Annotated in this window: 29 protein-coding genes; 13 read left to right on the forward strand and 16 right to left on the reverse strand. The window is 65.9% G+C overall.

Translation table 11 applies throughout. The features are described from left to right. Positions 1-209 precede the first annotated feature (209 nt). From DBO33_RS19040 to DBO33_RS19060, 5 genes are all read right to left on the reverse strand, one after another. Entirely contained in the window at positions 210-914 is a 705-nt protein-coding gene (locus tag DBO33_RS19040; protein ID WP_107656254.1) for a cation transporter, read from the reverse strand. Continuing rightward, positions 914-1,234 carry an ArsR/SmtB family transcription factor gene (locus DBO33_RS19045; RefSeq protein WP_407670618.1) on the reverse strand — a complete coding sequence of 107 codons (321 nt, stop codon included), beginning with the start codon at positions 1,232-1,234 and terminating at the stop codon, positions 914-916. Before DBO33_RS19045 ends, DBO33_RS19040 begins: the two co-directional genes overlap by 1 nt. Positions 1,235-1,364: 130 nt before the next feature. Further along, complete coding sequence (locus DBO33_RS19050) at positions 1,365-2,102, reverse strand: LGFP repeat-containing protein (RefSeq protein ID WP_234390915.1); 738 nt, start codon at positions 2,100-2,102, stop codon at positions 1,365-1,367. A gap of 110 nt (positions 2,103-2,212) precedes the next feature. After that, the gene (locus DBO33_RS19055; RefSeq protein WP_234390916.1) at positions 2,213-2,941 is read right to left on the reverse strand and encodes an LGFP repeat-containing protein; all 729 of its coding nucleotides are present in this window, start codon (positions 2,939-2,941) and stop codon (positions 2,213-2,215) included. 47 nt (positions 2,942-2,988) lie between these two features. Next, positions 2,989-3,324: a hypothetical protein gene (locus DBO33_RS19060; RefSeq protein ID WP_107656256.1), complete on the reverse strand. Its 336-nt coding sequence runs from the start codon at positions 3,322-3,324 to the stop codon at positions 2,989-2,991. 122 nt (positions 3,325-3,446) lie between these two features. Here DBO33_RS19060 and DBO33_RS19065 point away from each other — a divergent pair, with 122 nt between their 5' ends. Continuing rightward, positions 3,447-4,466 (forward strand): NADP-dependent oxidoreductase, encoded by a 1,020-nt coding sequence (locus tag DBO33_RS19065; RefSeq protein ID WP_107656257.1) that lies wholly within the window; start codon positions 3,447-3,449, stop codon positions 4,464-4,466. Here DBO33_RS19065 and DBO33_RS19070 read toward each other — a convergent pair. Continuing rightward, positions 4,463-4,819, reverse strand: coding sequence for a hypothetical protein (locus DBO33_RS19070; RefSeq protein WP_107656258.1), 357 nt, complete (start codon positions 4,817-4,819; stop codon positions 4,463-4,465). The two genes, DBO33_RS19065 and DBO33_RS19070, sit on opposite strands and share 4 nt — an antisense overlap. Positions 4,820-4,916: 97 nt before the next feature. Further along, entirely contained in the window at positions 4,917-5,744 is an 828-nt protein-coding gene (locus tag DBO33_RS19075; RefSeq protein ID WP_107656259.1) for an SAM-dependent methyltransferase, read from the reverse strand. Between the two features lie 509 nt (positions 5,745-6,253). On the opposite strand from DBO33_RS19075, the gene DBO33_RS19080 reads away from it, so the two are divergent. Next, positions 6,254-6,529 carry a hypothetical protein gene (locus tag DBO33_RS19080; RefSeq protein ID WP_107660396.1) on the forward strand — a complete coding sequence of 92 codons (276 nt, stop codon included), beginning with the start codon at positions 6,254-6,256 and terminating at the stop codon, positions 6,527-6,529. A 13-nt stretch (positions 6,530-6,542) separates the two neighbouring features. Here DBO33_RS19080 and DBO33_RS19085 read toward each other — a convergent pair whose 3' ends face one another. Then, the gene (locus DBO33_RS19085) at positions 6,543-7,571 is read right to left on the reverse strand and encodes an Acg family FMN-binding oxidoreductase (RefSeq protein ID WP_107660397.1); all 1,029 of its coding nucleotides are present in this window, start codon (positions 7,569-7,571) and stop codon (positions 6,543-6,545) included. 245 nt (positions 7,572-7,816) lie between these two features. Here DBO33_RS19085 and DBO33_RS19090 point away from each other — a divergent pair, with 245 nt between their 5' ends. Then, on the forward strand, positions 7,817-8,353 hold the full coding sequence (locus DBO33_RS19090) for a MarR family winged helix-turn-helix transcriptional regulator (RefSeq protein WP_107660398.1): 537 nt from the start codon (positions 7,817-7,819) through the stop codon (positions 8,351-8,353). A gap of 9 nt (positions 8,354-8,362) precedes the next feature. Here the strand turns inward: DBO33_RS19090 and DBO33_RS19095 are convergent, their stop codons facing one another. Next, the gene (locus tag DBO33_RS19095) at positions 8,363-8,857 is read right to left on the reverse strand and encodes a phosphoribosyltransferase (RefSeq protein ID WP_107656260.1); all 495 of its coding nucleotides are present in this window, start codon (positions 8,855-8,857) and stop codon (positions 8,363-8,365) included. Positions 8,858-9,202: 345 nt separating this feature from the next. Between DBO33_RS19095 and DBO33_RS19100 the strand changes: the two genes are divergently transcribed. Further along, positions 9,203-9,556 (forward strand): hypothetical protein, encoded by a 354-nt coding sequence (locus DBO33_RS19100; protein ID WP_107656261.1) that lies wholly within the window; start codon positions 9,203-9,205, stop codon positions 9,554-9,556. Positions 9,557-9,561: 5 nt separating this feature from the next. Here the strand turns inward: DBO33_RS19100 and DBO33_RS19105 are convergent, their stop codons facing one another. The 3 genes from DBO33_RS19105 to DBO33_RS19115 form a co-directional block, all read right to left on the reverse strand. Then, the gene (locus DBO33_RS19105) at positions 9,562-9,906 is read right to left on the reverse strand and encodes a hypothetical protein (RefSeq protein ID WP_107656262.1); all 345 of its coding nucleotides are present in this window, start codon (positions 9,904-9,906) and stop codon (positions 9,562-9,564) included. Positions 9,907-10,071: 165 nt separating this feature from the next. Further along, a complete protein-coding gene (gene aspS, locus DBO33_RS19110; RefSeq protein ID WP_107660399.1) occupies positions 10,072-11,364 on the reverse strand; it encodes an aspartate--tRNA(Asn) ligase in 1,293 nt (430 codons plus the stop codon). 197 nt (positions 11,365-11,561) lie between these two features. Then, positions 11,562-12,311, reverse strand: coding sequence for a DUF6882 domain-containing protein (locus DBO33_RS19115; protein WP_199856690.1), 750 nt, complete (start codon positions 12,309-12,311; stop codon positions 11,562-11,564). A 128-nt stretch (positions 12,312-12,439) separates the two neighbouring features. Here DBO33_RS19115 and DBO33_RS19120 point away from each other — a divergent pair, with 128 nt between their 5' ends. Next, on the forward strand, positions 12,440-12,889 hold the full coding sequence (locus DBO33_RS19120) for a helix-turn-helix transcriptional regulator (RefSeq protein WP_107656263.1): 450 nt from the start codon (positions 12,440-12,442) through the stop codon (positions 12,887-12,889). 5 nt (positions 12,890-12,894) lie between these two features. Further along, the gene (locus DBO33_RS19125; RefSeq protein ID WP_107656264.1) at positions 12,895-13,305 is read left to right on the forward strand and encodes a VOC family protein; all 411 of its coding nucleotides are present in this window, start codon (positions 12,895-12,897) and stop codon (positions 13,303-13,305) included. Between the two features lie 5 nt (positions 13,306-13,310). Here DBO33_RS19125 and DBO33_RS19130 read toward each other — a convergent pair whose 3' ends face one another. Further along, a complete protein-coding gene (locus DBO33_RS19130; protein ID WP_199856691.1) occupies positions 13,311-14,240 on the reverse strand; it encodes a LysR family transcriptional regulator in 930 nt (309 codons plus the stop codon). Between the two features lie 85 nt (positions 14,241-14,325). Between DBO33_RS19130 and DBO33_RS19135 the strand changes: the two genes are divergently transcribed. The 5 genes from DBO33_RS19135 (at position 14,326) to DBO33_RS19155 (ending at position 19,686) form a co-directional block, all read left to right on the forward strand. Next, positions 14,326-14,661, forward strand: coding sequence for a hypothetical protein (locus tag DBO33_RS19135; protein WP_159080363.1), 336 nt, complete (start codon positions 14,326-14,328; stop codon positions 14,659-14,661). A 54-nt stretch (positions 14,662-14,715) separates the two neighbouring features. Then, positions 14,716-14,946 carry a hypothetical protein gene (locus DBO33_RS19140; protein ID WP_107656266.1) on the forward strand — a complete coding sequence of 77 codons (231 nt, stop codon included), beginning with the start codon at positions 14,716-14,718 and terminating at the stop codon, positions 14,944-14,946. Positions 14,947-14,972: 26 nt separating this feature from the next. After that, positions 14,973-17,366, forward strand: a complete 2,394-nt coding sequence (locus DBO33_RS19145; protein WP_107656267.1) for an ATP-binding cassette domain-containing protein — start codon at positions 14,973-14,975, stop codon at positions 17,364-17,366. Between the two features lie 446 nt (positions 17,367-17,812). Next, positions 17,813-18,781: a fatty acid desaturase family protein gene (locus DBO33_RS19150; protein WP_159080364.1), complete on the forward strand. Its 969-nt coding sequence runs from the start codon at positions 17,813-17,815 to the stop codon at positions 18,779-18,781. Then, positions 18,778-19,686 carry a DMT family transporter gene (locus DBO33_RS19155; RefSeq protein WP_267897886.1) on the forward strand — a complete coding sequence of 303 codons (909 nt, stop codon included), beginning with the start codon at positions 18,778-18,780 and terminating at the stop codon, positions 19,684-19,686. Before DBO33_RS19150 ends, DBO33_RS19155 begins: the two co-directional genes overlap by 4 nt. A 28-nt stretch (positions 19,687-19,714) precedes the next feature. On the opposite strand, the gene DBO33_RS19160 is transcribed toward DBO33_RS19155, so the two are convergent. Then, a complete protein-coding gene (locus DBO33_RS19160; protein WP_107656270.1) occupies positions 19,715-20,377 on the reverse strand; it encodes a molybdopterin-dependent oxidoreductase in 663 nt (220 codons plus the stop codon). Between the two features lie 239 nt (positions 20,378-20,616). Here DBO33_RS19160 and DBO33_RS19165 point away from each other — a divergent pair, with 239 nt between their 5' ends. Together DBO33_RS19165 and DBO33_RS19170 are read left to right on the forward strand one after the other, a co-directional pair. Further along, the gene (locus DBO33_RS19165; RefSeq protein WP_199856692.1) at positions 20,617-21,252 is read left to right on the forward strand and encodes a helix-turn-helix transcriptional regulator; all 636 of its coding nucleotides are present in this window, start codon (positions 20,617-20,619) and stop codon (positions 21,250-21,252) included. Between the two features lie 167 nt (positions 21,253-21,419). Next, on the forward strand, positions 21,420-21,923 hold the full coding sequence (locus DBO33_RS19170; protein ID WP_107656272.1) for an RICIN domain-containing protein: 504 nt from the start codon (positions 21,420-21,422) through the stop codon (positions 21,921-21,923). Between the two features lie 153 nt (positions 21,924-22,076). On the opposite strand, the gene DBO33_RS19175 is transcribed toward DBO33_RS19170, so the two are convergent. Together DBO33_RS19175 and DBO33_RS19180 are read right to left on the reverse strand one after the other, a co-directional pair. Continuing rightward, a complete protein-coding gene (locus tag DBO33_RS19175; RefSeq protein WP_107656273.1) occupies positions 22,077-23,102 on the reverse strand; it encodes a GlxA family transcriptional regulator in 1,026 nt (341 codons plus the stop codon). Between the two features lie 187 nt (positions 23,103-23,289). Beyond that, on the reverse strand, positions 23,290-24,321 hold the full coding sequence (locus DBO33_RS19180; protein WP_107656274.1) for a fused (3R)-hydroxyacyl-ACP dehydratase subunits HadA/HadB: 1,032 nt from the start codon (positions 24,319-24,321) through the stop codon (positions 23,290-23,292). Between the last annotated feature and the right edge of the window lie 19 nt (positions 24,322-24,340).

Raw genomic sequence — 24,340 nt, forward strand, 5'->3', positions numbered from 1 at the left:
TCCAAGACCGGCAAATACACCCAGGCGCCGGGGCCCTGTTCAAGTTATCGGCCACTGAAGTGCTTTCTCGCGCCGAGGGGGAGCGCGCCAGCGTACGGAGTTGTTCGCTACCACGAAGTACGCACGGTCACATATGTCCCGCAATGCCGCGACCCGCGCACTCCCGCCCCTGGGCAGAGCGGCTGCGCCAGTGCCGGGCAAGCTGGAGGTTACTGCTCGCTGTCGCAGCAGCCGCAGGCCTGGGTTCGCTCTTGCGGGCGGGTCGCGAATGATGTTGTCGGGCAGCAGGTGTCACCTTTCCAGGCGTTGCGACCTTCCTTGACCGCGATGGCCGCGATGACGAGTGCCGCGATCGGGTCGGCCCAGGACCATCCGAACAGGCTGTTGAGAACCAGGCCGACCAGCAGCACCGCCGAGAGATAAGTGCAGAGGAGGGTCTGCTTGGAATCGGCTACCGCGGAGGCGGATCCGAGTTCGCGGCCCGCCCGGCGCTGCCCCCAGGACAGCACCGGCATGATCGCCAAACTCGCTGCCGCCAAGCCGATCCCGATCGGCGAATGCTCGGCCTCGCCGACGCCGAGCAGCGACCGGACGGAGTCGACCGTGACGTAGGCGGCGAGGGCGAAGAACGAGAAGGCGATGATGCGCAGCGTGATCTTCTCGCGTGCTTCGGGATCGCGGCCGCTGAACTGCCAGGCCACCGCGGCCGCGGAGGACACCTCGATCACCGAGTCCAGGCCGAACCCGATCAGCGCCGTCGAGGACACCCGCGTGCCTTCGGTGAGCGCGATGGTTGCCTCGATGATGTTGTAGCTGATCGTCGCGGCGACGAACCATCGGATGCGCCGCGACAATGCTTGCTGCCGTGCGGGATTCGGGCCGAGTGTGAGCAGGGGAGTGTCGAGGTCCGACATCAGCAGCAGTCCTCGGTCGCGGAGGCGGGGCAGCAGGTGGGGTCGACTGCGAGCACCAAGCCGACGAGGTCGTCGAGTGCCCGGCCGATGCGCGGATCCGCCAATTCGTACCGGCTCCGCCGACCGTCCGGCACCGCGACCACCAGCCCGCAACCACGCAGGCAAGCCAGGTGATTGGACAGGATCTGCCGCGACACCCCGATCTGGTCGGCCAGCTCGGACGGATACCCGGGCGCGGCCCGCAGGCTCAACAGAATCCGCGTTCGCGTCGTATCCGACAGCGCGTACCCGAACCGGGAGAGCGCGTCACTGTGCAGCATCGTGTCCACATGCTGACTGTACAGAAATATCTGTATTCAGAAAAGAATGTACTGAGAGAGGGTGGTGCTCGAACAACTGAGCCACCCGGCGGACAGCTCGGGTGGCTCAGTCTGGCAGTGCTCGAATTGCCTAGGGCTTCCAGGTGATTCGGCCACCCTGGAACTCCTGGGCTTTACCACCCTCGAAGTCGTATTCGTCACCGGTGGGGTAGCCGTAGACGCCGTCCGCGCCGGCCCTGGCCTCCCAGCTGGTTCGGATCGCACCCCAGACGGCATGCGCACCGGTGCGCGGCGACCAGTAGATCGCGCCGTCGTTGAACAGGTTGTAGCGCCCGTTGTTTTTGGCGGGGGCCTCGTCGGTGATCGGGAACCCGAGCGGGCTGTTCTCCGCGCCGAGCGCGTACCACTTGTCCCGGATGACACCGCTGACCTGGTGTGCCGCGGTGCCCACCGACCAGTAGATCGAGCCGCCCTGGAAGTGGCTGAAACGCCCGGGCTTCACCGGTGTCGACTCTTCGCGGGTCACCGGGTAGCGCAGCCCGCCGGTCTCCGAACCCAGCGCGCGCCACTTGTCCAGGATCGGTCCGCCGATCTGATGGGCGCCGGTGTCGTTGTGCCAGTAGATGGCGGCGTTGCGTTCGAAGGTCTGGAACTTGCCGCCGTTGGCGGCATCCGACTCGGGCGAGGTCGGGTCGCCGAAGACGCTGCCACCGCCGGCCTGGTCGTATTCGACCTCGATCGCGCCGCCGACCTCGAAGGGCCCGATCGGCCGCGCGGCCGCGGTGCCCGCGGTCAAGAGCACCGCCAGTGCGACGGTGGCCGCGGCCAGCGGTGCGGACGAGCGGTGGATACCACGCAGGCGAACCAAAAGAACTCCTAGTCAGGTGTGCCGAGACAGAGCGGAGCGTCGGTAGGCGATGATGGCACGACGACTCGACCTCCGCGCACGCGCCCCGGTCCGAACAGCTCGGTGGTGGGTCAGGGCTGCCAGGTGATGCGGCCGCCCTGGAAGTCCTGGGCTTTGCCGTTCTGGTAGTCGTATTCGTCGCTGGTGGGGTAGCCGTAGCCGCCGTTCACGCCTGCCCGGGCTTCCCAGGTGGTGCGAATCGCGCCCCAGACGACGTGCGCACCGGTGGCACCGGACCAGTAGATGGCGCCGTCGTTGAACAGGTTGTAGCGGCCGTTGTTCTTCGCGGGGGCCTCATCGGTGATCGGGAAGCCGAGCGGGCTGTTCTCCCAGCCGTAGGAGCCCCACTTGTCGCGGATCGCACCACCGATCTGGTGCGCGGCCGTGCCGAGAGACCAGTAGATCGAGCCGCCCTGGAAGTGGTTGTAGCGTCCCGGTTTCGACGGCGTCGCCGCTTCCCGGGTGACGGGGTAGCCGAGGAAGCCGTTCTCCCAGCCTAGGTTGCCCCATTTGTCGCGAATGGCGCCGCCGACCTGGTTGGCCCCGGTGGCCGGGTGCCAGTAGATGGAGGAGTTGCGTTCGAAGGCCTGGTACTTGCCGCCGCGGCCCGCATCGGATTCGGGGATGACCGGGTCGCCGAAGACCGCGCCACCGCCGGCCTGGTCGTACTCGACCTCGATCGCCCCGCCGACATCGAAAGGCCCGATCGGCCGTCCGGCGGCGGTGCCCGCGGTCAGCAAGACGGCGAGCGTGGCGGTGGTCATCGTGAACGCGATGCGGGTGCGACGTAGGCGTGCCAAAAGAAACTCCTCGAGCAAGGTGGTCGGATCCGAGACAGAGGTGGAGCTCAGCTACCAGGGTGCAGCCATTTGCCGATCGGCAGCGACGGCAGGGCGCGCACCGCGAGCATGATCGGGTCGCAGTACAGGTTGTCCAGCGGCGTATCGCCGGTGCCGCAGACGAAGTTCCCCTGCTTGTCGTAGTTCGACGAGTGACCCTTATAAGACCAGGTCAGGCCGTCATCGGAGTGGCTCCACGGACATTCGTTCGGCTGCAGGCCCTTGCACGGACCTTCAACGCCCCACGGCCCGACGGGATAGGCGGAGGCGGCGGGCGCGAGTGCCAGCGTGAGCAAACTCGCAGCGGCGGTACCGACGAACGCGCGTTTCATTGCTGATTTCACGGATTTTTCCCTTCGACGTGGCAGAGCCGGTGTCGTGGTGTCCGACAATCGTTCTATCGGTCGCACCGGCAGCGCCGTTAGCCCGACCGGGTGCGGAGGGGCGCGGGGCTAAGCTCGATTCCATGGTCGAGACGACGCGAATCGTGCTTGCTTCCCGCCCGGAGGGTGCGCCTACCGCAGCGAACTTCCGTACCGAAACCGCCGAGCTGCCGCCGCTCGAGGAGGGGCAGGTGCTGCTGCGCACGTTGTATCTGTCCCTGGATCCGTACATGCGTGGCCGGATGAGCGCCGCGAAGTCGTATGCGAAACCGGTCGAAGTCGGTGGCGTGATGGTCGGCGGCACCGTGGCCGAGGTGGTCGACTCCCGCGCCGCCGAACTCGCGAAAGGCGATGTGGTGCTGGCCTATTCGGGCTGGCAGACGCACGATGTGGTCGCCGCGTCCAGCGTGCGCAAGCTCGATCCCGCGACGGCGCCCGTCTCGACGGCGCTCGGCGTGCTGGGTATGCCCGGTTTCACCGCGTACTCCGGTCTGCTGAAGATCGGGCAGCCGAAAGCGGGGGAGACCGTCGTGGTCGCCGCCGCCACCGGGCCGGTCGGCTCGGCGGTCGGGCAGATCGCCAAGATCAAGGGTGCCCGCGCGGTCGGCATCGCGGGCGGACCGCGCAAGTGCGCGGCCCTGCTCGACGAGTTCGGTTTCGACGCCGCGATCGACCACCGCGCGCCCGACTTCGCCGAACAGCTGAAGGCGGCGGTGCCGGACGGCATCGATGTCTACTTCGAGAACGTGGCAGGCGCGGTCGCCGACGCGGTATATCCGCTGCTGAACACCTACGCGCGCGTCCCGGTGTGCGGGCTCATCGCGAACTACAACACGACCGGCGCCGAGGAAGGCCCGGATCGCCTGCCCGCCTTCTACAGCCGCATCCTGGTCAAGAGTCTCACCGTCCGCGGTTTCATCCAGACCGAGTTCGTCCGCGAACTGTACCCGGACTTTCTGCGTGAGATGGGCGAGTGGGTCGGCGGCGGTCGCGTCCGCTACCTGGAGGACATCACCGCGGGGCTCGAGAACGCTCCCGAGGCGTTCATCGGCATGCTGGAGGGTCGCAATTTCGGCAAGGTGGTCGTGCAGGTCGTCGGCTAGCGCGCGACGGTGCTGCCGCCGATCGCCAGGTAGACCACCATCACCATGAACAGGAACCAGCCCGCGCCCTGCCAGATGGGCCAGGCCTGGCCGCGTCGCCACACGCGGTAGGTCTCGACGAACGCGCCGATACCGCCGAGCAGCAGGATTACGGGGGGTACCACCAGCATTGCGGTTTTCGCGCCGGTGTCACAGAGCAGGGTGTCCGCATCGGCGCAGGCCCTGCGGTTCGCCGTCCAGATGGCCGCCACCGCGAAGGTCAACGCGGCAGCCGCGTTGACAATGAGGACGTAGGTCGCAGCACGCCGATAGGTCTTCGGGTCGCGTTGGCGTTTCCGCACGTCGTTGACCATGCCTGCACCTCACCGGTCTCGGGTCCGCCTGGGGCTCTTCCCGAGATTGCCGACTTGGCGCCGGCCAAACATCGCCTGCTCAGGGCAGGCGCGCTGGTCAGGGCTTGCGGCCGACGCCTGCCCAGTACCACGCGGATTCGGGGTCGACCGGTTCTTCGCCAGGCGTGGGGTGCCAGGTGACCACGGGGACGACGCCCGGCTCGATCAGCTCGGTGCCCGCGAACAGTGCCTCGGTTTCGGTGCGGCTGCGCGGGTGGAAGGTGATGCCCGCGTCTTCCGCGGAGGCGGCCACCCGAGCCATCGCCCGCTCGTCGAAATCGGCGGTGGGGTGGGTGAGTACCAGGTAGCTGCCGGACGGCACCACCTCCAGGAGATTGCGGATGATGCCGTGCGGATCGTCGCTGTCGCGGAAGTACATCATGATCGCCACCAGCATGATGGCGACCGGCTGCTCCAGGTCGAGGGTGGCGCCGAGGGTCGCGTCGCGCAGGATGGCGCCGGGGTCGTGCAGGTCGGCGTAGATGAAGGCCGTCTTGCCCTGCGGCTTGCTCGACATCAAGGCGCGGGCGTGCGCGAGCACGATCGGATCGTTGTCCACGTAGACCACCCGGGCCGCCGGATCGAGCCGCTGCGCCACTTCGTGAGTGTTGCCCGCGGTGGGGATGCCGGTACCGATGTCCAGGAACTGGTTGATGCCCACCTCACTGGTCAGATACTGCACCGCGCGGCCGAGGAACGCCCGATTGGCGCGCGCCATGGTCTGAATGGCAGGGATGTGGCCGGCAATGGCGTCGCCGAGCGCGCGGTCGGCCGGGTAATTGTCTTTTCCGCCTAGCCAATAATCGTAGACGCGCGCTTCGTGCGCGACGCTCGTATCGATCTTGGTGGGTAATGCGGTGGGGGTCTGTGCACGACTGTCCGACATGGGGATTCCCTCCTGTGGTGGTCACGGGAGAGTCGGGCCGGTGACCACCGAGTCGCCGACGGGGACGGCGACTGCTACTGCGAATCTTGCCCGCCAAGGATATTCCAGCGAATGGCTGGCATGCGGTGCTTCGGCCGGATGCGGGAGGGTTTTCGGGGGACCATCCGGTTTTAGCGAACTTTTCCGCAGAGAGCGCACCGGCTGCCTGCGCGGCGGTGGTGATCCGGGCGGCCGACTCCCCCGGGCGGTGTGTCGCCCTGCGGTGTGTCGCACCGCATCCGTGATCTTGATGAGGTTGAATTGCGCAGGTCACGAGTTTTTCCGGCCACGAGCGGAAAGCAGGAGACGACATGGCACGAGTCCGCAGCGACAGCTAGCGCGGTCGTTCCCGTGGTGTCGTCGAATTCTTCGGCGGCGCGATTTCTTCGATATCCGAGTCTTGGTGAGCACACCGCGATTTCTCGTGTCCGGACCCATCCCAGCCTGCGAAAAGGAGCACGCACGTGAGCATGATTCTGGCCGCGCTACACGACACCGTTCTCGCGGAGGTCGGAAATCCGACACCGGAGGCGCCGCCGCTGGCGGACAAACTGCTGCAAATGGGTCGCTATTTCACCTGGCTGGTCCAACTGTCCGGTATCACCGCCATCACCTACGGCGGCGGCCGTTTCGCCTGGGAGAAGTGGAACGGCGGCGGTTTGCAATCGCCGAAGATGATCGCCAGCGCGATGGCCGGCGGCGCGGTCGCGACCAGCGCGGGCACCATCATGAACGCCGTCATCTGATCGGATACTGAGGTCACCGGCTCGGCGAAATCTCTCTCGTTGAGCCGGATTCGGTTGTGCTGTGGCGGAATACGTCGGACAGCGCGCGCCTCGGTGTCGGGGCGCGGCGACTTTCCGGCGCGGCGGTGCCGATCCGGATCAGCACCTGCGGAACCCCGGGGCGGGTGAGCAACTCGGCGACCACCGTGCTGGTCGCTGCGAACTCGGTGAGATGGGTGAGCGGGCAGCTGGCCAAACCACGGCGGGTGCATTCGAGCAGCACCTGCGACAGGGCCTCGCCGGTATCCACCCATTCGCCAGGGGAGTGGCCGTCGGTGCTGAGCACCACCAAGCGCGAGCGGTCGTAAAGATCGGCGCGGCGGTTCGTGTACGGAGGGGACGGAAAGTGCCGCCCGACGCCGACGCGGTCGGCCTCGACCGCGGAGACTCGGGCGGCGACAGGAATGCCATCGAATGAGCCGGAACCCTCACTCCACCAAGCCAATTCGTGCTGGTATGCCCGATCGTGCCGAGCTAGCGCGGCGGCGTGCTCAGTGACAGCAATCAGTCTGCGACGATGCTGCTCACCGATTTCATCGACTGCCACGTGGTGCGGCCGGGCCAACTCGCGCAGCGCACCGAGCACCGTGGGCCAGTCGTCGGGCGGTGCCATCGGCAATCGGTCGGTATGCCGCACTGTGATGGCGCGGACGCGGGCGGCGGTCTGGTTCAGCGCCTCGTGCCACGGCCGGAATTCGAGCACGGCCAGTAGTTCCGGTCGGTCCGCGTCCGGTATCCGGTTGGCGAAGGTGAACCATCCCAGGGACATGAAGGTCAAGCGGGCGTGATCGAGTACCGCTCCGCAACTGATCGCCAGCTGCCTGCCTGCCGGATCCGCGACCGGAAGTTGCCGGTGGTGGTCGCGGTAGAGCAGTAGCTGCTTGCCGTCGAACTCCCACCGCCACGGCTGAGTGTTGTGCACCGACGGCGCTCGGCAAGCCAATGTCAGTGCCCGCCGTATAGTCCCGAGATCGGGTGTACCGGAGTCCCTGTCTGTGACCATGACCCGAGTCTTTGCGTCGGTCACCGCCCGCACCACGGTCTTCGAGCCCTTGTTTCGAGGCCGATGGTCACAACTTCGCCGTCGTCGCGGGATTGTGCACGCCGCATGCATCGGCCCCTCACCTCGGCGGAACATCGCGCGATGCGGACCGATAGCGGATCATCATGGGCGACACCGCGGTAACGGAGCCGGCGTCCCGGCGCGACGATGCGAAATTCGTCGGTAGCAATGCGTACAGTGCAGGTATGCCCGAGGAAGCGCATCCAAATTCCGCGGTGCGTGTCGAACCGGCCGCAGCGCCGGGCACCACCGCAACCGCCGGGGACTCCGATCCCGATCTGCTGTTGTTGGCGAATCAGCTGTGCTTCGCCCTATATTCCACGTCGCGCTCGATGACCGCCGCCTACCGGCCCTTTCTCGAGCAGATGCGGATCACCTATCCCCAGTACCTCGCGCTGCTCGCGCTGTGGGAACGGCCCGGTATGACGATGAAGGAACTCGGCGAACAGCTGAGCCTGGACTATGGCACCGTCTCGCCGCTGATCCAGCGACTACAGGCGCACGGGTTCGTGGAAAGCGTGCGCAGAGCCCACGATCGCCGCGCCGTAGAGCTGCGCGCGACCGAAGCGGGTGTCGCCCTGCAACATCAGGCCAGGGAGATGATCGAGGCGGTGATGGAAGGTGTCGGCTACCCGATCGAGCACCTCATCGAAATCCGCGATCAGGTCAACGCGCTCGGCGAACGGTTGGACGCGATCGCCGAGGCGCGAAAAGAAGCCTGAGCGCACCGGTTACGCGTCGAGCACCTTGACCTTGCGCTGCACCACCGGCGGCTCGGTCGACCACGGGAAGTTGATCCAGCGGTCGGTGTGCTTCCAGACGTATTCGCAGTCGACCTCCGAGCGCGGCTTCTGGTAGATCACCGCGCAGCGGACCTCCGCGACGTGGTGCTCGCAGAAGTCGCGTACCAATTTGAGGGTGGCGCCGGTATCGGCCACATCGTCGGCCACCAGTACGGTGGCCCCGGCCAGGTCGACGGCCTGCGGTACCGGCGGCAACATCACCGGCATATCGAGGCGCTGGTCGATGCCGGTGTAGAACTCCACGTTCATCACGTGCAGGTTCTTCACGTCCAGCGCGTAGCCGAGCGCGCCGGCCACGAACAACCCGCCGCGCGCGATCGACAGGATCAGATCGGGCTCGAACCCGTCGTCCGCGATCATGGTCGCCAACTCCCGGCTCGCCGAACCGAACAACTCCCAGCTCAGCACTTCCCGATCCGCCATGGATGCTCCGTCTCCCTCGATGCGACTGCGCACAGAGCATACGAGTAGCCAGGATGTGGCCGTCGGCACGTACCCGGTCCGCGGTTTCGGTAAACATTGTTTTGTCTGTGACGGCGATTTATGGGTTTGCCGGTGCGTATTTGTGCAATTCCTATCCGGCTTTTCGATGGATAACGATTCGCCCGCGACACCCGGTTTCAAATCGGCCGAACCACCGCTCGATTCGGCTACGGTTCGCGCTATCGCGTGTTACCCGGAATCCTTTTGGCCGCGTCGATCCGCACCGTGCCGGTGCTCGCACGTACTGCGGCCGAATGACCGAATCCAGAGAGAATGGGGATTGTCATGCGCATCAGTCCGATTCGGATCGCAGCTCTCGCAGTCGTCTTCGTCGCGGCGGCCGCCGGTCTGACCTTCCTCGCCTCGGTGGCCAGCGCGGACGAGACGTGGATCTACGTCTGTGACGAGATCGAGGAACCCGAAGACGTCGGCGCGGAGGGCGCCGGAAATTGCCACGCGGAGCATGGTGCGCCCGCGACCGGCCCGATCAAACAGAAATTCAAACTGCATCAGCGCGGCGTGCCACCGAAACCCGAGATGGTGGCCGTCTGTGAGGGTGAATCCCAGAGCGCCTTCGGTGAAGCGGCGTTGCCGGCGAAAGTAGACGGGTTCGGTTGCTACGTCTATGAAATGCGCTGAAAGTTTTACTTCCAGGCGGACTTCATGCGCTTCATCGCATTCATGCCGGCCGCGGACACGTCGGGCCACGGCGGTCGGCGCAGTATGGCGAGGGTGGTGAACACCGTCGCCACCAGCCCGATGAACTCACCGAGCAGCGCCACCCGGGTGACGTCGACCGCGGCCTCCCAGTGCACCTTGCCGTTGTGAATAACGAAGATGCCCTGCGGTGACGCCGCGAACGGACCCCCACCCACCCTGGTAACGGTGATGACGGTCGACCCGTCGGCGGTCTCGTAGGGATCACCGAACACCTGCACACCTCTCGCACTGGGCTCGAGCCGCCGCACCGACCTACCGATGATCGTCATTGTCCCCACTTTCGCCGCGGTCTCCGCAACATCGAAGGCTGCCCCACTGGCTCCCACCGTACCCGCCGGAATCGCGGAGCGGGACCTGGTTTCGCGACGAAAGACGCGCCGCGCCACCACTGTCCGTTCGACGGCAGCTGCCAGCCATGGCAGCTGCCGCCGGGCTCACGGGCGGAGGCGGTGAATGTCGCGGGGGAACAGGGTGGCGTGGCGGATGTTGTCCGCGCCGATCAAGCGGGTGACCCAGCGTTCCAAGCCGATGGCGAAGCCGCCGTGTGGTGGCATGCCGTGCCGCATGGCTTCGAGATAGGGGGCGTACTCCGCCGGGTCCCCGCCGCGGGCCGCGAGTGCTGAAAGGTAATCGGCGTGGTTGTGCAACCGTTGGCCGCCGGTAACCAGTTCGAGTCCGCGGAACAACAGGTCGAACGAGTTCGTCCAGCGCGGATCGCTCGGTTGCGGGTGCGTGTAGAAGGGGCGTTTGACCGCCGGATAGCCGTCTACTGCAAGGAAATCCGAGTCGAACCGCTCCTTTGCCCACGTGCCGAGGAAACGCTCGTGCTCGGGCGCGAGGTCGGGTTCGGTGGGCTCCGCGCCGACCAGTTCGAGGGCTTCCCGGAAGTGGATGACCGGAATCCGCTCGGGTACCACCGGTAACTCCGCCCCTACGGTTTCCACTGCGGCACCGGCCTTTTCGCGAACGGCCTCGACCATCGCGGCGAGTGTGGCTCGCAGCTGGTCTAGTACGTCGCGATGGTCGCGGATGAAGCCGAATTCGACGTCGAGTGAGACGTATTCGGCGAGGTGCCGGGCGGTGTCGTGCGGTTCGGCGCGAAAGACCGGCCCCACCTCGTACACCCGCTCGAAGACGCCGGTGAGCATCTGTTTGTACAGCTGCGGCGACTGGGCGAGGTAGGCAGTCGACCCGAAGTAGTTCAGCGCGAACACGTTCGCGCCGGACTCGGTGCACTGGCCGACGATCTTGGGCGTCGTGACCTCGGTGAATCCCGCCTCGTCCAGGTGGCGGCGGAACCCGGCCATCGAGGCGGCCGCGATCCGCCAGACCGCCTGCCGGGTGGGGTGACGCCAGCTGATCGCGGCGTGGTCGAGCATGGTCGGCAGGGTGACTCCGAGGCCGGGCCGCCACAGCTCGACCGGCGGTGGCTCGGCGGGTGCGCTCAGCGGCAGAATCGTCGGCTCGATGATCTCGACGCCGCCGGGTGCCTTCGCGTTGTCGATCAGGGTCCCGGTCACCCGGACCACGGTCTCCTCCGGCAGCATCGAAACCTGTTCGCGGACTTGCGGATCGGTCACCACCACCTGCGCGACGCCGGATCGATCGCGCAGCACGACGAATGTGACGGTCGCGAGTTGCCTGCGCCGGTGTATCCATCCCTCGACGGTCACCGATCCGGTACCCGCGGGCGTGGTCGGCAGTGCCGAACAGAGCGTGCGTGACATCGGTTTCACCTCCTGGTTGTTATCCCCGGGAGGTGTGGGCGATCGGGTCCGTCGCGGTGCCACCACACCTTCGCAGCGCGATGCGCGCTGCCTCTAGTGGTCGAATTCTCGGTGACCGGCCGACGCGGCTCGGAGTTCGTTACGCTCGTCATCGCCGCATCTGCGAGCTTAACGGGCAGCTGCGACGACGCCAGTGATTATTCGGCCGGGACGGTCAGGGGGTCGGCGCCGGTCGATGACGACATCGCGGTGACGAGACCGCGTTCGTTGAATGCGATGGCGACTTCGATTCCCGGGCCGGCGATGCGCATTGTCGAGCCGTCGACGGTGGACGTGGCGGTCAGTCCGCGTTGCATCGCGTAGCTGTGCAGGGCGCGTTTGTGGTCGGGTAGGTCGAGTTTGAAGACGCCGGTGAGGGCCTGCATGGTGTGCATCAGGTCGGGGGCGGGGAGGGCGAGATCGGGGTGTTCGATCAGCACGGCGAGGCGGGTTCCGCCGCCGACATCGCAGCTGTACCAGGTCCAACTGCCGGATACCGCTTTGGCGAGTTCACCCATGAGCCAGGTGGCCCGATTGGGGTCGGTGGGTGCGCCGGGCAGGTCCGCGAACGGCACCTCGTCGGTGCACAGCGCCGAAATGCCGTGTCGCAGTCCGTAATCGCGCACCGAGCGGGCGAGTTCGGTTACCTCGGGCGGATACCAGTCGTTGTTCGCCCAACTCCACAGCCAACTGCGCGGACCGGGCGCCGCCGTGCCGAGCACATGAAATCGCGTGCACACCAACGGCTTTTCGCCGAAGAACTCGAACCGCGGCGGTTCGTAACTCACCTGCCACCGATGTTCACCCAGCACCTCGATACTGTGCTCTTGATGTTCGAAGGACATCAGTGCGGCATCGTCGAGTAACTGTTCGAGCGTGGGTGATTCGTGGTGAAGATAAGCGGTCACGACCTCCGATACTGTCTTACCGGCGGGTGCGGTGCACCCCCATAGAAATGACGTCCCTGCACGTTTTTGCCAGTTGGCAAGAAAGCGGGCGCTAGGCAACTCCGATACGACCTGGCACGATCATTCGAGTGACCAGCAAACCCGACGCAGCGCAGACCCTGCGCGATCTCGCGCGCTTGCGCCGTGTTCGCGACCGGATCGATCGTGAATACGCCCAGCCGCTCGACGTCGAGGCCCTCGCCAGGGACGCGCACATGTCGGCAGGCCACCTGAGCCGCCAGTTCCGGCTGGCCTACGGCGAGTCGCCATACAGCTACCTGATGACGCGGCGGATCGAGCGTGCCATGGCGTTGCTGCGCCGCGGCGACCTGAGCGTCACCGAGGTGTGTTTCGCGGTCGGCTGCTCATCGTTGGGTACCTTCAGCACCCGCTTCACCGAGCTGGTCGGGGTGCCGCCGAGCACCTACCGGCGCGAGGCGGCGGAGGCGACCGCGGGCATGCCGTCCTGCGTGGCCAAACAGGTCACCAGACCGATCAGGAATCGAGAAGCGCCGGCGAGTGCACCGGAATTAGCCTGATCAGCATGACAATCACCATTCAATCGAGCTTCCTCCCGCAGAACGACCCGGAAGCCGCCCTCGGCTTCTACCGCGACATCCTCGGCTTCGAGGTGCGCAACGACGTCGGCTACAACGGGATGCGCTGGATCACGGTCGGCCCCGCCGACCAGCCGGGCACCTCGATCGTGCTGTACCCGCCCGCCGCCAGCCCCGGCATCACCGACGACGAACGGCGCACCATCGAAGAGATGATGGCCAAGGGCACCTACGGCAGCATCCTGCTGGCAACCAAGGATGTCGACGGCACCTTCGAGCGCCTGCAGGCCGGCGACGCCGAGGTGGTCCAGGAGCCGACCGACCAGCCGTACGGCGTGCGCGACTGCGCCTTCCGTGATCCGGCGGGCAACATGGTCCGAATCCAGCAGGTGAGCTGAGCCGGTCAGCTCACCGAACGCAGCCGGTGCAGGGTGGACGGATCGAGGTCGAGGGCCAGTTCGATCGGCCCGAGTTCGGTCGCGATGCGCGCGAACTCCGTCCCCCAGCGGCTGAGGGTCTCGGCGCGGTGGATCAACCCCCAGCTCAGCGTGGGATTCTCGTCGATCGGCACGTACACGGCCTCGCCACGGTCGTAGTACTTGATCGCCTGCCCACACGCGAAGGCCACCGCGTCACCCGAGGTCACTGACCACAGCACTTCCTCGCGGGTCGGCGCGGGCGCGCCGGCCGGGCGGGCACCTGGTGCCAGCGGCGAGAACGACTCCTCCCAGTACTGCGGGATCGGCAGCCCGGACGGCAGGACGTCGTAGCCGGACAGCTCGGCCAGTGACACCGAGGCGCGCCCGGCCAGCGGGTGCGTCCGCCCGACGACCAGCACGATGGGCTCGCTGAACGCGACGGGCCCTTCGCGCAGGTCGGCTTCGCGCACGGGCAGCGCGAGCAGGGCCACATCGACCTCGTCGCTGCGGATCAGGGCGAACGGGTCATCGATGCGCACCTCGCGCATCCGGAACTCGACGTGCGGGAAACGGTTCCGGAACAGCGCGGTCATCGGTGCGAGGTCCTGCCACATCGGGCCGAGCACACCCAGTGTCAGCGTGTCCGGGCCGCCACGCGCGAGGTTCGTCGCCGATTCGACGCCGTCGAGAATGCGGCGATAACCGGCTTGCAGGTCGTCGCGGAGTTGTTCGCCCAGCGGTGTCAGGGTCACCTTGCGGCTGGTTCGTTCGAACAGTGGCGCACCGATTCGCCGCTCCTGCTTGGCGATCGTCTGACTCACCCGGGGCGTCGAAATATGCAACCGCTCCGCGGTACGGCCGAAGTGCAACTCTTCGGCGAGAGTCAGGAAGATCTCGATGTCACGCAATTCCACTCCGTCATCGTTGCGATCGTTAACCCCGAGCGCAACCGTCGTTTCGTGATTGCTCATTGTTCGCAGGTGGTCGCAACGGAAAACTATGAGTCACAAGGAAAAACGTTCCGAGACGAGAGGGCACGACACCATGGCAGTCGTACGCACGCACCGATACACCGTCGTGACCGGCAAGCTCGCCCAGCTGCTCGAGCAGCGCACGCTGGTGCTGCGCGCCATTCGGTCGGCGAACGCGGCCTTCACCGCCGCCACCTTGATCCGCCAGGAAGACGGGTCCTACCTCGACATCTGGCGCTGGGAGTCGGCCGAGGGCATGCGCGGCGCGACGGCCAGCGCGCAGAGTTGCCCGCTTGCCACGGCGGCCGCCGCGCTGACCACCCACCACAGCGTGGTCGACGGCAAAGTCCTCGACGAGCGATAAACCCGAAACATTCACTGCACGACCTGCGGATCGTGCGCAGCAAAGGAGATCATCATGGCTTGGAGCAAGCGGAACCGTCAGCTGCACCGCCAGCTGTCCATCATCTTCACCACCACCGTCATCGTCGCCTTCATCGGCGCCGCCCTCGGTCTCACCGAAACCGCGATGTGGCTGTTCTACCTGCCGCTGCCCCCACTGTTTCTGCTCATGGGCACTGGCTTGTACATGTTCGCTCAGCCCTACCGCACCAAGCGCCGCGGCGCGCGCCCGAACCTCGCCCAGTAGTCCTGATCAGGTTAGATGGAGACACCATGACCACCGCCACGAAGAAGAAGAGCACCAAGCCCGCGCTGCCGGCCGCCGACAGCCACGACCTGATCCGGGTGCACGGGGCACGGGTGAACAACCTGCGCGACGTCAGCATCGAGATCCCCAAGCGCAGGCTGACGGTGTTCACCGGCGTCTCCGGCTCGGGTAAGAGCTCGCTGGTGTTCAGCACGATCGCCGCGGAGTCGCAGCGGCTGATCAACGAGACCTACAGCTCCTTCGTGCAGGGTTTCATGCCGACGCTGGCCCGGCCCGAGGTCGACGTGCTCGAAGGGCTGACCACGGTGATCACCGTCGATCAGCAGCGGATGGGCGCCGACCCGCGCTCCACGGTCGGCACCGCCACCGACGCCAACGCGATGCTGCGCATCTTGTTCAGCCGTCTCGGCAAGCCGCATATCGGTTCGCCCCAGGCGTTTTCGTTCAACGTCGCCTCGATCAGCGGCGCGGGCGCGGTCACCATCGAGAAGGCCGGCCGGACCGTGAAAGAGCGGCGCAGCTTCAGCATCACCGGCGGCATGTGCCCGCGGTGCGAAGGGCGCGGCTCGGTCTCCGATATCGACCTGACTCAGCTCTACGACGATTCGAAATCGCTCGCCGAGGGCGCGTTCACCATTCCCGGGTGGAAATCCGACAGCTTCTGGACCGTGCGGGTTTATGCCGAGTCGGGCTTCGTCGATCCGAACAAGCCGATTCGCAAGTACACCAAGAAGGAACTCAACGACTTCCTCTACAAGGAGCCGGTCAAGGTCAAGGTCGACGGCGTCAACCTCACCTACGAGGGCCTGATCCCGAAGATCCAGAAATCGTTCCTGTCCAAGGACCGCGAGGCGATGCAGCCGCATATCCGGGCGTTCGTCGACCGGGCGGTCACCTTCACCATCTGCCCCGCCTGTGACGGCACCCGGCTCAGCGCGGAGGCCCGCTCCTCGAAGATCAAGCGCAAGAATATCGCCGACCTCTGCTCGATGCAGATCAGCGACCTCGCCGAATGGGTCCGCGCCCTCGACGAGCCGTCGGTGAAACCGTTGCTCGACTCGCTCGTGCACACCCTCGATTCCTTCGTGGACATCGGACTCGGCTACCTCTCGCTGGAACGGCCGTCGGGCACACTGTCGGGCGGTGAAGCGCAGCGCGTCAAGATGATTCGTCACCTCGGGTCCGCGCTCACCGACGTCACCTACGTGTTCGACGAGCCGACCATCGGGCTGCACCCGCACGACATCCAGCGGATGAACGACCTGCTGCTGCAACTGCGCGACAAGGGCAATACGGTGCTCGTGGTCGAGCACAAGCCGGAGACGATCGCCATCGCCGACCATGTGGTCGACCTCGGTCCCGGCGCCGGTTCGGGCGGCGGCACCATCTGTTTCGAGGGCACGGTCGAGGGGCTGCGGTCCAGCGGCACCATTACCGGCAAGCACTTCGACGACCGGGCCGCGCTGAAGGAGACGGTGCGAAAGTCCACCGGCGCGTTGGAGATTCGTGGTGCCAACCGGCACAACTTGCAGAACGTCGATGTCGACATCCCGCTCGGCGTGCTCTGTGTGATCACCGGCGTCGCGGGCTCCGGTAAGAGCTCGCTCGTGCACGGGTCGATCCCGACCTCGGCGGGCGTGGTGGCGGTCGATCAGACACCGATCCGTGGTTCGCGGCGTAGTAACCCGGCGACCTACACCGGGCTGCTCGAGCCCATCCGCAAGGCGTTCGCCAAGGCCAACGGCGTCAAGCCTGCGCTGTTCAGCTCGAACTCCGAAGGCGCGTGCCCCAACTGCAACGGTGCCGGGGTCATCTACACCGACCTGGGCATCATGGCGAGCATGGAAACCACCTGTGAGGTGTGCGAGGGCAAGCGGTTCGACGCGTCGGTGCTCGAGTACCACCTCGGCGGCCGCGACATCAGCGAGGTGCTCGCCATGTCGGTGACCGAGGCCGAAAAGTTCTTCAGCGCAGGCGAATCGCGTATTCCGGCCGCGCACGCCATCCTGGAGCGCCTGGTCGATGTCGGGCTCGGCTACCTCACCATCGGCCAGCCGCTCACCACGTTGTCCGGCGGTGAACGGCAGCGGCTGAAGCTGGCCACGCACATGGCCGACAAGGGCGGCGTCTACGTGCTCGACGAGCCGACCACCGGCCTGCACCTGGCCGACGTGCAGAATCTGCTCGCCCTGCTCGACCGGCTGGTCGAGTCCGGTAAGTCGGTCATCGTGATCGAGCACCATCAGGCCGTGATGGCGCACGCCGACTGGATCATCGACCTGGGGCCCGGTGCCGGACACGACGGCGGCAAGATCGTCTTCGAGGGCACCCCCGCCGATCTGGTCGCCGCCCGTTCCACCCTCACCGGGGAGCACCTAGCCGAGTACGTCGGCGCCTGAGTCGGACTCGCGGACCGGCGGAGCCATATCGGCTCCGCCGGTCCGTTGCGTTAGCCGTCGGATCGCTTGTAAATGCCGACTGGCCGGTTTTTGAAACATTGCCGTTATTTCTTCGACATATGACATGTCTCGGGCGTAGTCTGGGCCCTGGTAATTCAGCCGGGTGGAGTCGGGGAGAAATGCGTTCAATTCACGGGGGACATCGTTATCGTGGCTGCCTGGAATTCGCTGGACCTGCACTATCCGGCCGCGGTGTCGACCGGGTCGATGCCGTGTGGTGATTCGAGTGGGGATACACGGCAATGCCGCAAGAAGACAGAGTTCAGCAAAGATGTCGAGCTTCGCGACCGTCGAGTGGTGGCTTCAAAAGGGAACTTTCTCCGGAGACGAAAGAGGCCGTCAAAGATATTCATAACAGCAGGGACAATTGGCACGGTCCGCTCGGATTGCTGGCCGACTGGCTGGTCATCATCGGTTCGGCCGTAGTTGTCGTGCACTTCGATTATCAACCGTTGGTGTACCTGGCCGGGGTGATCATCATCGCGGGTAGGCAGCGCGCGCTGCGCAGCCTGATGCACGAGGCCAGCCACCTGAAACTCACTCGTCACGGGCCTGCCAACAAGTGGCTCGGGCGGGTGTTCATCGCGTGGCCGATCTTCTCCGGGTTGTCGGCTTACACCTGTGCGCATTGCGAACATCATCGGCACCTCTGGGACGATCGCCGCGATCCGAAACTGCTCGGCTATATGCGGCTCGGACTGGTGAATCCCCGCGATATGAAACAATTCGTGCGTCGGCACCTGTTGAAGCCGCTCTTGATGACGCATGTGCCGTATCAGGTGACGGCGGATCTCATCGGGCGGGACGAGGATCGTAAGGAAACGCGCCTTCGGTTCCTTTTCCTGGCGGTTGTGTCCGCAGCCTTCTTGGTGGCCGGTGCCGGTCTGGAATTCTTGCTGCTGTGGGTAGTCCCATACGTCACGTTCTATCAAATTCTGCGGTACTGGAGCGATATCGCCGACCACGCCGGATTGCGCTCGGATAATCCGTGGCAGGCGACGCGCAGTTGGGATGCGCCGTGGTTGGTCCGGCAATTCCTCGCACCGCATAATTCCAATTGGCACCTCGCGCATCACCTGTACCCGGCGGTACCGCACTACCGGATTCGCCAGCTGCACGAGACTTTGCAGGCGACACCGTCCTATCAGGACGCCCACCACTGCGACGGTTTCTTGTTCGCCCGCCATCGGTGTCGACCCGCTGTCGTGCAGGACGTGCTCCAGCCGGAACGGCTGGCCGAGATCCGGGCCCGTCATCCGCAGCTCTGCGAACATCGCCGCGAGATGATGGCAGGATGCGCGCAATCCTGCCCGGTGACGGCGCTGCGTCCAGCGGAACCGAGCGAAATCGTATGAGCCTCAGTGTGTCCCGAGCCGCTGAGCAACGATCCGGTGCTTGGCTCGGGACGCTACTGGCCTTGGGCTCCAGTGTCGCGGTCGGCTCCGCGATCGCCGCGACGACGGCGCTGACCGAGTTCCCGATCATGACCGGGCAAGCCGTGCGGTACGGGATCGCCGCCGCGCTGATGTTCGCCCTCTTCTGGGGGCGGCTGCCTCGGGTCAGCACGGCGCAGCTCACCAGGATCGCAGTGCTGGGGGCGACCGGACTCGCCGGCTTCAATATCTGCTTGGTGCTGGCGCTGCAACGGGTCGATGCGGGTGTGGTCGGCGCAGTCGTCGGTGCGGTGCCGGTGGTGCTGGCTTTGGCGGGTCCGCTCATGGCTCGTCGCTCGCCGTCGATGCGGGCGGTAGTGGCCGCGGGCATCGTGACCACGGGTGCGGTCGTCGTGCAATGGTCCGGTGCCGCGGCCGATTCGGTCGGGCTGCTGCTCGCCGCAGGTGCCCTGGCGGGCGAGTGCGCGTTCTCACTCGTCGCCATCCCGCTGGTGCGGGAGATCGGCGCGAAGGCCACGGCCACCTATGCCGCGACCGCAGGCGCGGTTCTCTGCGGAATCGTCGCGGTGCTGATTGATGTGCCGGCCGCCCGCCTGCCCACGGTGGGGGAATCGGCGGCGATCATTTATCTCGCCGTGGTGGCATCGGCCGGTGCCTTCCTCCTCTGGTACGCGGCGCTGGATCGGATCCCGGTGGAAACCGCCGGGGCCTTCGCCGGGGTTGTGCCCGTGTGCGCGTTGGTGACCGGCGTGCTGTTGGGTGTCTCGGAAAGCTCGCCACTGCGTTTCGTCGGTGCGGGGATAGTGGGCGTCGGAGTGGTGCTCGCCGCCCGGGGAACTCGGCAGGTCAGCCAGGGATCCCCTTGAGTAGGCGGGAACCTGTCGGATCATGCGGTCATTCGCGACTGCCTCGGGCGCTCAGGGCGCGGATCGGGCCGATTAGTGTGCGGTAGATGGGGCGTACGAAGCGGCCGGGGAGGTAGCGGTGGCGTTCCTCTTGCCAGACGCGGGCTCTGCGGTGGGCGGCGAGGGGGGACCAGCGTTCCGGATCCACGGGTTCGGTGGTGTGTAATTCGATGCGGCACAGGTGTTTTGTGTTGACGTAGCCGTACTGGTGGGGGCTGACCAGTCGGAGGGGAGCGCCGTGGTCGCTGTTCAACGGCTGTCCGTCGAGGCGGTCGGCGATGAGCACGTCGGCGGCGAGGGCGTCCTCGAGCAGCACGATCGCCCGGTGACCGTCGAGGCCTTCGAAGACGACGTGGCTGATCGTCGCGCCGGACTGGAGCAGCGGTTCGATCCGGGTGCGGTAGAGGGGCTCGAACGCGGTTCCTTCCCACCGCAGGCCGGTGGCCGACCATCCTGCGACACAGTGGAAGTCGGCGTCGAGCTGTGTCCGGGGCATGTTCGCGAGCTCGGCCCGCGACAGTGTGAGGGTCTCGGTCAGGGGTCCGCTGATCTCGATCGTGGGGTCGGCGGGGACCGGCGGCGGTGGGTGATGCAGATGGGTACCGAAGCGGGGAAAGCCGTCGACGGCTCGTTGGCCCGGGGGAAGTGTCATGTCGATCCTCGTTCTATACGACGTTGTATATGCGGGGCGCGTTGGGCGCTATGAGTATTCTGGGCGATAGGCACCTATCAGTGCGCTGTGAGAAACCTAACGTGGGTGGAGCAGTTAGGGATTCGCCGAAGGGGGACTAGGCTTTGTCGTGTTTCGGAGAGATGACTATCCGGCCCGGTGTACTGGCCTATCGTGGCGGTTTGTCGCCGGCGAAGATGCATGCGCACCATTCTGTTCAGGTGCTCATTGCCCGCCGCGGTGAATTCATCGTGGCCGATGCCGATGCGACAATGGTCACCTGCCCGGCGGCGGTGATTCCCGCCGACGCCGCCCACGAAATGGTGCAAGGTGTGGAGCACGGCGAAATGGTGCAGCTGGCTGCCGAATCCGCCGACGGAATCGCACTGAGCCGGACCGTGGCACATCCGGAATCCGCCGAGTCCTGGGCGGCCGCAGGAGCCACGTTGTTGGCTGAGCTCGGCGAAAACCGCTGGTGGGCAGACGGATTGCCCTACGCGAAGCCGACCGCCGCAGCCATGCGACACCCCGCGCTCACCGCGGCGGTGCGCCGATTACCCGAACTCGTCGCGGCAGGCCCGGTCCGATTGCGGGACGTGGCCGCAGCAGTCGGCGTATCCGAAAGCCGACTCGGCCACCTGTTCTCCGCGGAGACCGGACTCCCGTTCCGCCCCTATGTCCGCTGGCTCCGCATGTCCCGCGCCATCGACCACATCGCCTTGGGTCACACCCTCACCGACGCCGCCCACACCGCAGGTTTCTACGACGGCGCCCACTTCACCCGCGTCTGCACGAAAACCTTCGGCCTGTCGCCGGCAATTCTGATCAGCGAGATGACTTTCAACGCAGATTCGTAGTGTTCGACCTCTTGCCGAGACCGCACGATCCAGCCACCTTCTGACTTCACTACGAACGACCAGTGCTGCGCCGATCCCGTCGCACCACCGACGGTTGGCGGATCTGTTACGTGTCGTGTCCAATTTGCTACTCGCCCAACTCAATTGGGATCGGCAGGCTATTCGTTATGAAACCTCTGAAGATCCTGATGGTCGCCGCGCTCGGCGCAACAGTCGCGGCCATGACCGGTACGACCGCGGTTGGCAACGCCGCGAACAACGCGGATCCGAAGCTCGCCAGCATGGGCAGCGGTGGAGCCCAGTGCATGGACTTGACGTCCTACGCCACCGGCACGCCGGTCACGCTGGCGCCTTGCGACTACTCGAACAATGGCAGCAATCGATGGTTGCTCGGCGATGACGACCGTATTTTCAGTACCGGCAGCGGTTATACCCAGTGTATGGACTTGACGTCCTACGCCACCGGCACGCCGGTCACCCTGGCGCCTTGCGATTATTCCAACAACGGAAGCAACAAATGGGGGGTCTACCTCGACACGATCATCTTCAGCGTGGGCAGCGGTGGAGCCCAGTGTATGGACTTGACGTCTTACGCCACTGGTACACCGGTCACGCTGGCCCCCTGCGATTATTCGAATAATGGAAGCAACAACTGGGAGGCGCGTACGTAGTCGAAGACCTCGATCTGGCGTGCCGGGGGGAGTTGGCGGAGTCCTTCTTCGGGCACCGTCACCGCGCGCCAGGTCCAGCCTGCCGAGTTGGGCGGTGAGCGCGGTCTGAAGGATCGTTGCCGTACCGCCCGATTACGCCTGCTTCCGACGCATTCAGAGGTATTCGGACGTATCCGATGTGGTCGTGAACGTGCGGCGGTAGGAGGTCGGTGTGACACCGAGATGCCGGCGGAACTTCGCCCGCAGATTGGCGGCGGTGCCGAGACCACAGTGATGTGCGATGCGTTCGACGGGCAAATCTGTGGTCTCGAGCAGTTGCTGGGCGTGAGTGAGACGTTCACGCGACAACCATTGCTGCGGGGTCATCGAAGTGGCGACCTTGAACCGGCGGATCAGGGTGCGGTGGCTCAGTCCAGCGTGGCGGGCCAAGTCCGCCACGGTGAGGTCCTCAGCGAGACGTGCACGCGCCCAACGCAATAGCTCGGGCTCCGCGGGCGGGTCACCCTGGTGTGCTGAGGCTGGCACGTACTGGGCTTGTCCACCGGAGCGGTGCGGCGGCACCACCATGCGCCGCGCTACTTCGGCGGCGACAGCGGCTCCGTGGTCGCGGCGGATCAATTCCAGGCACAAGTCGATTCCCGCCGCGGTGCCCGCGGAGGTCCAGATGTTGCCGTCCTGGTGGTAGAGCACGTCGGGCGCGACGGTGACGCGCGGGTATTGCGCGGCCAGCGCGGTGGCATGCATCCAGTGGGTGGTGGCGGTGCGCCCGTCGAGCAGTCCGGCTTCGGCCAAGACGAACGCCCCCGAACAGATCGAGGCGATGCGGATCCCGCGCCGGTCGGCCTCGCGCAGCACAGCCAGCAAGGCCTGCGGTGCACCGATCCCGTCTAGGGGGTCCGCGCGCCCGGTCACGATGATGGTGTCCACAGTGGTGAGCTCAGCGAGCGCGCTGGCGTGTGCTGCCAGGAACCCCACGGTCAGCGGAGTGCTCGGTTCGGTGGGATGCACGCTGAACCGGTACCACGGATCAGCCAGGTCGCGGCGATGGATGCCGAAGACCTCACACACCAGCGCCGCTTCGAAGATCGGCGTCTCCGGAATCACGGCCAACCCGATCGAATGCGCCCTGGGGAACTCGGGATCGGCGGTGCCTCGAACGTGTGCAACGGATCGCGACATTCAACCCCCAAACGTCCGAACGCTTACCCATCAACGTGTCAGTACGAGGGTGAAATCGCAACTACACACAACTGGGGTCTTGCTCCCCGCTTCGTGGCTCCGGCGACCGGATTCGTTCCGCCGCTGCGGCTTCGGCCGCGAGCGGCCGACGACCGTTGGATGGGCCGGCTACGAACGTTTCGCTGACTTACGCCAGGCGGACTTCGGCGGTGGCCAAGCCGAAAATTTTGCGGCCTGCGGATTTTGCGACGAGGACGAGGACGGCGGAGCGGGTTTCGGGGTCGAGGGATTTGACGCGGGCGGTGAACTCGACGGTGCCGATGGAGCGGGCGTCGACGACGGTGTAGTTGGAGAGGCGGACGCCGTAGCGGGTCATGGCGCCCGGGTCGCCGAGCCAGTCGGTGAGGTAACCGGCGCCGAGGCCCATGGTGAGCATGCCGTGGGCGATCACGTCGGGCAGGCCGGTCAGGGTGGCGATGGCGTCGTGCCAGTGGATGGGGTTGGCGTCGCCTGCGACACCGGCGTAGTTCACGAGGTCGCCGCGGGTGAGTTGGTTGATGCGGGGCGGGAGTTCGTCGCCGACGGTGAGGTCCTCGAAGCGAATCGTGGTGCGCGGGAGTCGCGTTCGGGAGACCTCGGACAGGCTCGTGCTCGGCGCGACGGTCCGGGTCGATTCGCCGGGGGTGCTGGAGGCGGGCGCGGCGCGGGAGGGGAGTTCGATGCCGTGCATGATCACCCGCTCGATCGCGTCGCCGATCCCGGCGGCGACGTCATTGCCGGTGATGCCCGCGACGGTGGTGTGCATGACCTGCACGACCCGCCCGGTCTGGTCGGTGAAGGTGTTCTTGATGGTGAGCAGGTCGTTGCCCGCGATGCGGCGCACCGACGCGAGTTCGACATCGCTGATCAGCCGATCGCCGGTGACCACCGGCTGATACATCTCGAAGACCTGATCGGTTTGCACGAACACGTCGTAACCGGTGATGACGGTCTCGAAGAGCTTGCGGTTGGCCAGCATCGCGGGGATGGAGACGAACGTGGTCGGCGCGACCAAGCCGGCGTAGCCGAGCTCGTCGGCGGCGTCCTCGCTCCAGTGCGCCGGATGGAAATCCTGCACCGCACGCGCGTACTCGCGGATCTTCTCCCGGCCGACCTCGTAATAGTCGTCAGCACGATAGTGGTGCCCGACCAGTGCGGCCACATCGAACGTCGCTTCCATCAAGCCGCTCCTCGTTGCA

The sequence above is a fragment of the Nocardia suismassiliense genome (assembly GCF_900269665.1).
Taxonomy (GTDB): domain Bacteria; phylum Actinomycetota; class Actinomycetes; order Mycobacteriales; family Mycobacteriaceae; genus Nocardia; species Nocardia suismassiliense.